This is a genomic window from Chitinophaga sp., assembly GCF_036569185.1.
Lineage (GTDB): Bacteria > Bacteroidota > Bacteroidia > Chitinophagales > Chitinophagaceae > Chitinophaga.
In genome coordinates, this window is the sequence record NZ_DATCRD010000046.1 from 1 (window position 1) to 12,328 (window position 12,328).

8 protein-coding genes are annotated in these 12,328 nt (G+C 50.9%); 6 read left to right on the forward strand and 2 right to left on the reverse strand.

What is annotated here, in order from left to right; genetic code table 11:
• The 6 genes from VIM72_RS03425 to VIM72_RS03450 all read left to right on the forward strand — a co-directional run.
• On the forward strand, window positions 1-1,637 hold a 1,637-nt coding region (locus VIM72_RS03425; protein WP_332001469.1), incomplete at its 5' end, for a PKD domain-containing protein.
• A gap of 31 nt (window positions 1,638-1,668) precedes the next feature.
• Entirely contained in the window at window positions 1,669-2,673 is a 1,005-nt protein-coding gene (locus tag VIM72_RS03430) for a PorP/SprF family type IX secretion system membrane protein (RefSeq protein WP_332001470.1), read from the forward strand.
• A 26-nt stretch (window positions 2,674-2,699) separates the two neighbouring features.
• The gene (locus VIM72_RS03435; protein WP_332001471.1) at window positions 2,700-4,697 is read left to right on the forward strand and encodes an OmpA family protein; all 1,998 of its coding nucleotides are present in this window, start codon (window positions 2,700-2,702) and stop codon (window positions 4,695-4,697) included.
• A 33-nt stretch (window positions 4,698-4,730) separates the two neighbouring features.
• Entirely contained in the window at window positions 4,731-5,762 is a 1,032-nt protein-coding gene (locus VIM72_RS03440; protein ID WP_332001472.1) for a type IX secretion system membrane protein PorP/SprF, read from the forward strand.
• Window positions 5,763-5,823: 61 nt separating this feature from the next.
• Window positions 5,824-6,414 (forward strand): hypothetical protein, encoded by a 591-nt coding sequence (locus VIM72_RS03445; RefSeq protein WP_332001473.1) that lies wholly within the window; start codon window positions 5,824-5,826, stop codon window positions 6,412-6,414.
• 93 nt (window positions 6,415-6,507) lie between these two features.
• Window positions 6,508-7,092 (forward strand): RNA polymerase sigma factor, encoded by a 585-nt coding sequence (locus tag VIM72_RS03450; RefSeq protein WP_332001474.1) that lies wholly within the window; start codon window positions 6,508-6,510, stop codon window positions 7,090-7,092.
• 1 nt (window position 7,093) lies between these two features.
• Here the strand turns inward: VIM72_RS03450 and VIM72_RS03455 are convergent, their stop codons facing one another.
• Together VIM72_RS03455 and VIM72_RS03460 are read right to left on the reverse strand one after the other, a co-directional pair.
• Window positions 7,094-8,431: an ATP-binding protein gene (locus tag VIM72_RS03455; protein WP_332001475.1), complete on the reverse strand. Its 1,338-nt coding sequence runs from the start codon at window positions 8,429-8,431 to the stop codon at window positions 7,094-7,096.
• On the reverse strand, window positions 8,416-12,219 hold the full coding sequence (locus VIM72_RS03460; protein ID WP_332001476.1) for a contractile injection system tape measure protein: 3,804 nt from the start codon (window positions 12,217-12,219) through the stop codon (window positions 8,416-8,418). The genes VIM72_RS03455 and VIM72_RS03460 overlap by 16 nt, the downstream gene beginning before the upstream one ends.
• Between the last annotated feature and the right edge of the window lie 109 nt (window positions 12,220-12,328).

Genomic DNA, 12,328 nt, shown 5'->3' on the forward strand with positions numbered 1-12,328 from the left:
CCAAAGATCCCACCCACGCCTATACGAAGTTTGGTACTTACAGTATTAAGTACAGCGTAACTACCGATAAAGGCTGTACGAAAGATACTACGGTAACGGCTACGTTTAAATTAAAACCACAACTGGCCTATGCCGCCCTGAATGGCGTTTGTGTGAACGCGCCGGGTACCATCGCCATAGGCAAGGCTACCATACAGAACGGCGTGGCCGGTAAAGGTTACTACCGCGGCCCGGGTACTGACTCTACAGGTAATTTCAAACCGGCAGTGGCAGGCGCAGGTACGCACACCATCTGGTACGTGTTTACCACCGACGCCGGCTGTACAGATTCGATTTCCACCACGCAGGTAGTATTTCCCAAACCGGCAGCAGCTTTCGCTGCTACAGCAGATTTGTGCCTGGGACAAAATACAGTGTTCACCGATCAGTCTGCCATCTCCGTAGGTACTATCACCAACTGGAAATGGGACCTGGCAAACGGTACCCTGAGGAACAACACCAACAACAATCCGTTTAGCATCACTTACCAGAAAGACAGCAGCTACCTCGTGAAACTGGTGGCGGTTAGTGATCATAATTGTATCAGTGATACGGCTAAATCCATAGTGGTAGTGCATGAGCTGCCGGTAACAGATTTCACGTTACCATCGAAAGTATGCATGCCGGATGGTACTGCTGTATTTACAAACCTTACTACAGCGAAGGATAAGTCGACCCTTTCTTACCAGTGGAGTTTCGGCGATGGCGGTACTGGCTCTTCAGCCAAAGACCCCACCTGGAAGTACAAAGCCTTTGGCCCGTTTGATGTGAAACTGGTGGCTACTACGGCCTATGGCTGTAAAGATTCGGCCACCAAAACATTAAGCGCTTTCTATGGGCAGCCGGTGGCTTCCTTTAAAGTAACGCCCGATACGCTTTGCCAGGGCGCTGATAATGTATTTACTGACCAGAGCACAGATCCTACCGGTACCATTAATAAATGGGAGTGGAGCTTTGGAGATGGCACCACTTCTACAGCACAGCACCCGGTAAAAAAATATACCGCACCTGGTGAATACAGTGTGCAGTTGCAGGTAGCAAATCAGTCGGGTTGCGGATCATCTGCTTTTAGCAGTAAAGTGATCGTATACCTCCAGCCTGTCATTGATGCGGGGCCCTCCTTTGTGGTAGCGCAGGGAACCCTTGTGAGCTTTAAACCGGTAGCCAACGATTCCGTGAACCTTACGTTTGCCTGGGATCCAGCTGCCGACTTCCCCGACCCTACGTTGCTGTCGCCGGTAATCCCCGCCATGCACGATGCCACCTACACGCTCACCGCTACCGGTAAGCATGGTTGTATGGCCCGCGATGCCATGACGGTAAAGGTGCTGAAACCCGTAGCGCCGCCAAATGCTTTCTCTCCCAACGGAGATGGTGTGAACGACACCTGGATCATCAGCAACCTGGCTGATTATGCAGAAAGCACCGTGGAAGTATTTAACCGCTACGGGCAAAGGGTATACCGCTCTACCGGCTACAGCCTTCCGTGGGATGGCACTTTCAAAGGCAACCAGCTACCCCTGGCCACTTATTATTATATAATCAGGCTCCGGCCGGGAATGGCGCCTGTAACAGGATACGTCACCATTATCAGGTAAAGTAAATCATTCACATAAAACTGTATTGCAGATGAGAACCGTTATTGCAACCTTCATTGTCCTTGCTGCTGCACTATGTTCCGGTACCCGGCTCATGGCGCAGGCAGACCCGCACTTTTCCCAGTATTACGTATATCCGTCGTGGTTAAACCCGGCGCTTACCGGAGTGTTCGATGGCGACTACCGCATATCGGCTATCTACCGTACCCAGTGGGGAAACATCAGTCCCTTTAAAACCTACGGCGTGAGCGGGGAAATACCCACCGCAAAGAATATCAATATAGGCGCCAGCGTATTAAATCAAACTGCCGGTGATGGTGGATATAACTACACCACTGCCTATGTAAGCGCTGCCTACACGGGGGTGAAACTGGATCCATCGCATTACCACCAGTTAAATTTCGGATTGCAGCTGGGCTTTATCCAGCGCAGGTTCGATCCTTCCAAGCTCACTTATGGAGAGCAATGGAATCCTGTTACCGGTTACAATCCCGGTAACCCCGTATCGGATGTGCTTACCCGTAATTCCGCCGCCTCTTTTGATGCGGGCGCCGGCGCGCTGTATTATGATGCTACGCCCGGGAAGAATTTTAACATCTACGGCGGTTTCTCGGTAATGCATCTCACCAAACCACAAGACCAGTTCAGCGCTAAAGGGGACGCCCGTTTCCCGATGCGTTTCAACGTACATGGCGGTGTGAAATTAACATTGTCTGAAATACTCAGCATCACGCCCAACTTCCTGTTCATGCAGCAGGGCCCTGCACAGGAGAAAATGATCGGCGCTTACGGGCAGCTGAATGCCGCTGCCGGTACGGATTTCCTGTTGGGCGTGAATTACCGCTATAAAGATGCGGTGACCACGCACGCCGGTTTTATTTATAAGAACATGATGCTGGGCGCCAGCTATGATATCAATACTTCTGATCTCAGCAAAATGGCGCACGGCTCCAATAGCTTTGAAATATCGCTCACGTTCATTGGCCGCAGATCTATAAGAACGCCGGACGTAGAATTTGTTTGTCCACGATTGTAATCAACTTTTAAAAGCAACCCGATCTCATGAAAAAAATATTATTTACTTCCGCATGGTTGTTGGCCGGTATGATGTCGAATGCACAGTTTACCTACAACTACCTGAAGGCTGCAGATCAGTACTACAGTAAAGAGGACTACAATTCGGCGGCTACCTATTATGAAAAGTACCTGGGCTCACGTACCGGAACGGTAAAGCCGGATACCTATAAACCTTATGCGGCGGTGTCGGTAGTGAAAAATAAAACAGCAAAGGTGAGCAGTGAACAGCAGGCGGTATACAAACTGGCGGAGAGCTACCGTAATCTTCATAATTACGGTAAGGCGGCGCCTTATTATGAATCTGTAATGGAACTGGACAACGCAGGCTTTCCACTGGCGCCTTACTACTACGCGGTGTCTTTACGCGCACTGGCTAAGTATGAGGAAGCCGCCCAGGCGTTTAAGAATTTCCTGGGCAGCTATACTGCTAAAGATAAATTCACGGAAGCGGCTACACGCGAATTGCAGAACCTTGAATTTATAACGGCGCAGCTGAATAAGAAAGACCTGTCGGAATACAATGTGAAGAAGGCCCCAGCTGCATTGAATACCACCGGCGCCAGCTATGCGCCGCTGTGGAGCGATGCCAGTCACCTTATTTTCACGTCAACCCGGCCCGATAGCTCTTTCCAGAAAAATCATACCTATATCAACCGCCTGTATACGGCCGATTATGAAGCCGGGCAGGTATCCAATATCCGCCTGCTGAAACTCGACCAACCCCAGGGCTTGCACCAGGGCGCCGCGTGTTTGTCGCCCAACGGGGAACTGCTATTCCTTACACGCTGGCATATTGATCATGGTAAAAAGGTTTCTGCTATTTATGTATCGCATAAGAACGGCGACAACTGGAGCGATCCCGTGATCATGGATCCCATGGTAAATGCAGCAGGGAATAATACCCAGCAGCCTTATTTAATGGAGGATGGTAAAACGTTGCTGTATGCGAGCGACAGGGCCGATGGTTATGGTGGTTTTGATTTATGGTATGCCATACTCGACGAATCAGGGAAACCCTTGCAAACTGCTAATCTCGGCGATGTGATCAATACTGCCGGAAATGAACAGGCGCCGTTTTATCATGCCGCTACGCAAACGCTGGTATTTTCTGCAGATAACCGCACCGGTATGGGGGGATACGATTTCTTTTCCAGCAAAGGAAAGCCAGGATCCTGGAAGATACCGGTGAACATGGGCTACCCGGTTAACTCGGTAAAGGATGATATTTATTTTACCAGCAGGAGTAATAATAAGAACCTGTTGGATGATGTACTGCTAGGCACCGACCGTGCCGCAGAATGTTGCCTGGAACTGTTCTTTGTACATAAGAACCGTCCACCGAAACAACTGAGCGGTATCGTTGTATCCTGTGATAATAATACACCGCTGGCCGGCGCCGCTGTTAATGTGATTGACACAGTGAACAACAAAGTGGTGTATACCCACACCACAGCAGCTGATGGCAGTTATACGTTTACAGTGCCCGATTTCCTCCCGCTAAAGGCAGTAGCTAACGCAGACGGTTATACGTCCAATGCGCAGCATATAACTGTGCCGCCGGATGAGGATACCGCCGCCATGACAGTGCCGGTGCTGTGCCTTACCAAACTGGTAACGCCGGAAGCGCCGGTAGTACTGGAAAATGTGTACTACGATTTCAATAAGGCCACGCTGCAGGAAGGCTCTTTCCCTTCCCTGGATAAGCTTGCAGAGCTGCTTATAGCCAACCCTGGTATGGAGATAGAACTAAGCGCGCATACAGACAGCAAGGGCAAGCCAGCATTTAATAAGCGCCTGTCGGAAGCCCGTGCAAAAACCTGCGTGGAATACCTGGTTAGCAAAGGCGTCAGCAGATCCAGGCTTACTTATATAGGTTACGGCGATACGCAGCCGGTGGCGCCTAATACCCTGGAAGATGGCAGTGATAACCCGGAAGGAAGACAAAAGAACAGGAGAACGGCATTTACCATCATCAAAAAGTAACAGCCCGGCTGTTTAACCCAAAATCACTGATCCATGAAAAACATTGTGCTCACAGGCTTGCTCGTTTTGCTGCTGCAGATTATCCATGCACAGCAACAACCGCATTACACGCAGTATATCATGAATCCTTTTATCATTAACCCTGCGCTGGCCGGTATTGAAAACTACTGGGACCTGCGTTTTAGTCACCGGCACCAGTGGGTAGGGATGAAAGGGGCGCCGGTAACCACCTATATGACCCTGCAGGGACCGCTGCGTAAATCGGATTATAGTACGGCTTCGCCCACCGGTTTTGATCCGGAAGGGAGTAATCCCCGGGGGAAAGCCTACTGGCAGGATTATACCACGCCGCCTCCGCATCCGGGTGTGGGCCTCACCGTGTTGAACGATAAAACCGGCCCGCTGAACCGCTTCTCTGTTACAGGCGCCTATGCGCATCATATTAACCTGTCGCCCCGCACAAGTGTAAGCGCTGGTATTGGGATCGGCATGCAGCAGGTGAGCCTGGATGCCAGCCGGGTGGAGTTCTTCGATCCTTCCGATCCGGTACTGGGCAGCAGCTCCGGCGTATTGAATAAGTGGAAGCCGGAAGTGAACGCAGGACTGTGGTTATACTCCGCGGATTACTTTGCGGGCTTATCTGTACAGAACATCATTCCCCAGCAAATAGGATTCGACAACGGTAAAGTGGTGGGCGACTCTTTATACAGTGGTAAACTGGTACCGCACTTATTCTTTACTACCGGCTACCGGTTATGGATAAACGATGATCTGAATGTAATGCCGTCGGTGATGCTGAAAATGATCACAGCCATGCCCTTCAGCGTGGATATCAATGCCCGGTTTATGTACCGCGACCGCCTCTGGCTGGGCGCTTCCTACCGGGTGAACGACGGGGTGGCGGCCATGTTTGGGGTTAATATCAGTTCGCAGTTTAACATCGGCTACTCGTACGACTATACGGCGTCATCCCTCAATACGGTAAGCAGGGGCACCCATGAGATCATGATCGGTTTCCTGCTGGGTAACAAGTACGGAGATACCTGTCCCCGGAACGTATGGTAGCCGCCATTCACTTTTTCATCTTTCATTATTAAATAAAAAAACAAAACAAACAATTGTCATTATGAAACAGGTTACACGCTTTATGCCCTATGCATTGATCACTGCGGTTGTACTATTTTTTGCTGCCTGCTCCAAAGACGGAGAACAAGGCCCTGTAGGCCCGGCCGGCCCTCCGGGACCTTCAGGTATACCCGGCCCCACAGGTCCTAAAGGTGATTCAGGCGCAACAGGTACCGCCAATGTTATTTATTCCGCCTGGCTGGACGTTGCTTTTGCACCTGCAGATACCATCCTGAACCAGAATGGTACCATCAATACCATCATCTATGGCGCCAGCCTGGATGTACCAAAGTTAACCGCTCCTTTACTGGCTAATGCATCCATCAATGTATATATCAATTTAGGTACTGCCGCTAATTCTTTCGTACAGCCCTTACCGTATGTAGATGAGTATGGATACCTGGTAAGATTCGTGGCATATACCAGCGGTATAGACCTGATCGCGAATGCGCCTATCAGTACTACGTCTACTGATAAACGTTATCAATACAGGTATGTAATTGTTCCTGGTGGGGTAGCTGCCAGGTCTGCCGCAGGCATCGACTGGAACGATTACAGCCAGGTGAAAAAATATTTAAATCTCAAGGACTAGGTTGGCTAATACAACCACCAGATATATAAGGGCTGCCTTTTTCAGGGCGGCCCCATTAAAAACATTCATTGACCAAAATTTATGAAACCGTGTATGAACCCATATAGTAACCTTACCGACCAGGAACTGATCCATCTGTATATTTCAGGAAATAATGCAGCCTTTACCACTTTGGTGTACCGTCATAAGAACAGGATCTTTACTACTATTATTTTATTAGTGAGAGACAGGAGCCTGGCGGAAGATATTTTCCAGGAAGTATTTATAAAGATTGTGAATGCATTGCAATCAGGCCACTACGTTGATAACAGCCGTTTCCTGGCATGGGCCGTGAGAATAGCGCATAACGCCTGTATCAGCCATTTCAGGAAAGCGCATCAGCGACCGAATACTATTGTCAGTTATAACGATGAACTGGGTGATTATATGGAACTGACAGAGCATAGCCGCGAACATCATATGATCCGTGCAGAAGTCACCGAGGAAATCAATACGATGCTCGACCGCCTCCCCGGGCTGCAGCGGGAAGCCCTCATTCTCCGGTATTATGCCGATCTCAGTTACAAGGAAATGGCACAAACCATTGGCATCAGCATTAATACTGCACTGGGCAGGGTGCGGTATGCGCTGATGAATTTAAGAAAACAGGCAGGAGTGGAGAACCTGGTATCGGTGTAGCCTATACGATCTTCCCATCTTTTCCAAACTCCTTGCGGATGCCTGCGAGCACATCTTTCTGCCGGATGGTTTTATCGCCCCGCTTCAACGCCATCAGGCAGCTGTAGCGTACTACATTGATAATAGTACCACCGGCCATTTCGTATTTGAGCGCGGTATCTTCCAGGTTCAGTTTATCTTCCAGCGATATATGCGGAGGAAACGATTGTTGCCAGATGCGTAACCGCTGCTCCGGTCCCGGCATGGAAAAATAGATCATGGATTGAAAACGTCGTGCAAATGCTTCGTCTATATTGGCTTTCAGGTTGGTGGCCAATATCACCACACCAGGGAAATCTTCTACCCGTTGCAGGAGGTAAGCCACTTCCTGGTTGGCATAACGGTCGTTGGAGGAAGACGTTTGGGTGCGTTTCCCAAACAAAGCATCCGCTTCATCAAAGAATAAGATCCACTGCTGGTTCACTGCCCTGTCAAATACCCGGGCCAGGTTCTTTTCCGTTTCACCGATAAATTTTGATACCACCAGCGATAAGTCGATGCGGTATACCTCCATATTAAATGTTTTCCCCAGCAGGCAGGCGGTGAGCGACTTTCCCGTTCCCGGTGGCCCGTAAAAAAGACTACGGAAGCCCGGTTTTATTTTATGGCTCATGCCCCAGTCGTGCAGAAGCGTTGTACCATGTTCTATCCATGTGCGGATATCTTCCACTTCTTCCATGGCGTGCGGCTCCAGTACCAGGTCCTGCCAGTCGAGGCCCGTTTCAATGCGTTTGGCGGGGAACTGTGTATTGTAATCCGGGCGGTGAGCCACGCCTTGTGTAAACAGGCTGAGGTATTCCTGGGAAAGGTTCAGCGTACCGCTCAGCAGTGGCTCGTCACCGGAGGGGGCGAGACGTAAGATCTGGTGTTTGCTGAAAAAATGATCAGGGCTGAAATACCGGATCAGGTTAAAGCGTTGCTGCAAACCATCTGTTGCCAGCAGGAACGCCGCCGTTTCACCCGTGGGCAGGAAGCCGCCGTGGGTCTGGCCTTTAATGCCGCCGAATTCTGTAAAGCCCCTGTCGTACGTAGCGTTCTTCACAAAGAAAATATCCAGCAGCTCCGGTTGTATATGCGGTATCAATGCCAGCAACAGGATGATCCGTTCAGCGGGCGACATGCTATAGTGTTTGATGATCTGCGCATACACGGAAGTGTCTTCCGTGAGATCCGGTGCGGCAGGGTATGCTGTTGCCGTTTGCTGGAAGTATTGCTGCATGCGCGCCGCAGCCAGTAAGCGGAACCATTCCAGCTCTTTTTCCAATGCAGCCGCATTGGCTGCTGTTAACTGTACGCCCATTCTGTATATATTGTTTTTTCCATCCAGGGAGCTTTGATCATACCAATGCCCCATGGTAGGGTTTGAAGTATCAGGTCATATCCCCGTTCTTCTATCCGCAGCCACCAGTCGCCCTCTTTTTCCCATAGCGCACCATCGCGCTGCAGGAAGGCGGCCCGGAAGCCTTCCACGGAGGAGTTGTTCATCTTCTCCCAACGCTGTATCACTACTTTCAATAATTCTTCGCAAAGTTGTTTTTCTTCTGCTGTCAGTAGTATTTCTGCCGGTACCGGTTCTTCCAGCGGTAATGCGCATAGTATTTTGTTAAGCGCCAGTTCATGTTCTGCATGTTCCTCTTTCCCTGTAGCCATGTACTGCAACAGGTGCACCGCGCGATGTTGCGCTTCCCTGTTTACGAAGCCTTCATCGTTTACCAGGCCAACCCGTTTAAAGCCATAGGGAATAAAAGGATGCAGTAGGATGAGGCCGGCGTTGCCGGTATAAATGGTGTCCAGTGGGGGCTTCTTCACCTTTGACCAACTCTCCGGTTCCCGGGCCGGGGCTTCCGGTTCATTTACCATGGCTGCTGCCGTTTGCAGCCGGTCCTTTTCGTAGAGGCTTTCCCGTAGCAACGCCCGGTGCCGTTCGGTGTTAACGGATAATTGTGCTTCCTGCTGTAATGCCGGCATCAAATTACGTATATGCGTATAGGATAGTAATGCCGGTTGCTGCGCATTTTTAACCAGCCGGGCCAGCAGTACCGCTGCTATGCCCGGCGCCGCCGTTTTTATAAAGTCAAGCAGGCGGAGGGCATAGCTGCGTGCATCATACACATGGATATGCGCACCTAACAGCAGCAGGTGAAAACGCCGGAATACCTGTTGCAGTTGTAGTTTCTCCTGGCTGCCGGGAAGCATGCCTTCCAGCAGCTGTTGCAGCTCATGGAGGGCATCCATGGCGTTGGCTGTCCACCCGAGAGGAGTATCCTGCATAATGTCAAGAAAAGAGGCTTCGTTCAGGTGCTGCGCCATTTGTTCTATGAGCGCGGTATGCTGTAGTATTTTACTGTAGAATAATTTTCTTTCCTGCCGGCTGCGCTGCTTATAAAAACGAACGGCCTTACGCAGGTCGGTAATACCTTCCTGGCGGCTGCTGCCGGCGGATTCCTGCAACAGCAGCAAACTATCCTGCACCGCATATACATCCAGGCTTTGCCGGATATGACTGTCGGGCGCCCCGGCATAAAATGAAAATAATCCGTATACCTGCAGTCTTGCTGGCAGCTGTTGCCGGTAATTACTGAAGAGCTGCTGAAGGATACCCGGTGCGGCATTAAACAACAGTATCACCGCTGCCTTGATGATTTCGTTGGCGGCTGATAAAGATAAAGCCCCCAGTTTTTCCGGCAACCGGTGCCGGGTAAGGAACACGGTTAGCAGCTGCCTGGCTTCTTCCAGTATCTCCTGTTGCTGATGCTCCGCAGTAATAGCCGTGTAACGCTGCATCCGTTGCAGCAGTGAACGGAAGGCCACCGCCGGCTGATGTCGCCTGCTGCCGGCGCCGCCTGTAATCTTGCTGCCGGCGTCAAAGAAGTTACCCGAAGCAAACGCAGCACCCGAAGCAGATGTATTACCTGTAGTAAATACACCGCCGCCGGCAAACGAACTGCCGCCGGCAAACAGGTGATCTGCTGCAATTATTTTCTCCAGCCAGGGTTGCAGCAGCGCTTCTACCGGTTCAATATGCGGTTCCAGCTGAAGGAACAATTCTTCCAGTTGTACGAATAGTAAAGGTGACAACGTAATACTGTCCTGTAGTATTTTTATTTGCGTTTCATGATATTCGTATAACCATTGCAGTAAGCGCGCGGCATAACCGGCGCTGGTGTTGCCCGCTGCTTCCGGCAGCAGGCCGGTGTTAAGGAATTGTTGCAACCAGCGCGTAACGGTTTGGGGGGATACCGGTAGCTGTGCCGGCAAACGCTCTGTTTCCTGCGTTGTTGCTACAGGAAAGGTCCATGCCTGGAGATCACTGGCCAGCACGGTGTTCCCGGAAAGATGATTGATAACAGGCAGCAGTTGTTGCAACAGGAAACGGATCATCCGTGGGGCCGCTACCGGGGCCTCCGACCAGGCGGGGAGAAACAGCTGCTGTAATAATATATCTTTATTGATCCTGCGGTAGCGGGCAGCGGCAAGCGATTGCCAGATGGCCCGTAGTATAAAAGGCTCCAATGGCTGCGCGGTAATGGTAACCAATTGTTGTACGGCTAACAGCAACGTATATACGTTATCGTACACTTCTTCAACCGCAGTGCTCATACCACTGGTTTTTAACAGCCGGAAAAATACGGCCGGCTTTACACCGGTTACCAGTCGCTGCATGGCCGCTGGCAGCGTGGCGGCATATTCCAGTATGGTAAGCGTTTGATCGGGATGCTGGTCCGCCAGCTGTTCCAGCAGGCTGTTCAGGGAGAAGTGCGCATATGTTTTACCCCACCATGAAATGCTGCCATAGGTGAGCAGGTGAAGGATCGCATCACGGAGCAACAACCGCTTTATACCGGTGTCTGGGGCGAACGGTGTGGCAGCAATGGTGTCGTCTGCCCAGTTTTTTATCTCCCTTAAATACCCGGTGTTTGCTATGGCAGCTGCATTTGTTTGTATCAGGCTGTTCCATCTGCCTGCAGCAGCGTGGTGTTGCAATACTGCCTGCAACATCTGTTTTAACGAAGCGGCAGAATGATAACCGGTATTCAGGAACATCTGCTGCAGCGATGCGGGTGTAACGCCCGGCGCCCACCACGGAATGGCGCCGTACAGCAAATAGTAGCGGAGCACGCTGATCTGTTCCCCCGTATCTGCCATGAGCTTTTGGTAAGATGGATCGCCGCCGGCAATATATTTTCGTTCAGGGGTAGCAGTTAGCTCGTCAAAAAGTGATTTGATGTAACTGCCCAACCCTGTTTCAGGCATCGACGATTTATAGCGCCACCAGGCTTCGTAAAACAGCCCCAGTAGGGTATCATAAGAAAGATTGAAATGCCGGGCCAGTTGCAACAGGTTGCTGCGCACAAATTCCTTGCGGTTAAAATTACTGCCCCGCTCCATAATGAGATAGGTGAGCATGAACAGCCATACCGCCTTTTCCAGTTCACTGGTTTCTGTATGCAGGAGTTGCTGCTGTTGTTGCAGCAGTAGTATTTCCCGGCTGCCGGCAATAATAAACAGCGCTTCCGCGGGCTCCAGCACCTCTACAATTGCCTGCAGTACGGTAACGGAAAACTGCCACACCATCCGCTCCCTCACGCTGCGACTTTGCCCGATACTGCGGGTAAAATCAGCCAGCTTACCGGGGGAGGACCTGGAAAGTTGCAGGATGATCTCTCCGGGTTGTGCGCGCTCAGCGGCAGTAGCCCACCAGGGCATTACGCCCTGCAACAGGAAAAAGGTCATTAGTTCCAGTTGCCGGTCGTCTCCTTTGCGGATGGTAATATCCCCGTTGATACTATGCTGGGTGCCTGCATGCTGGTGATGCAGCAAGTCGGTAAGCATCTGCTGCAGGGCTGCCAGGATCTTCGCCGGCAGCTCAGTTTCCATGTCTTTCGCAGGGATAGTACCGATGTTCAGTACCAGCCCGTCGATAGAAGCCATCATATCCGCCGGGATCAGTTGCTGCAGCAGCTCGTCCACACTGTTGCTGATACTTTGCCGGAAAAGCATGCTCACTTTATCCTGCAATGCAAAAGCCTTTGGCCTGGAATCGTAGGTGATGTCGAAACTGTATCGCCGGATGATATGTGCTTCCATTATACGCTAACTACATAATGAGTAAATGAGGGATCTTTGAGAATAAGCTCCAGCAGCGCGCTGGCGGCGACTGGCTTGTCGCCCTCCCCACGCATGGCTTTGAGCCAGT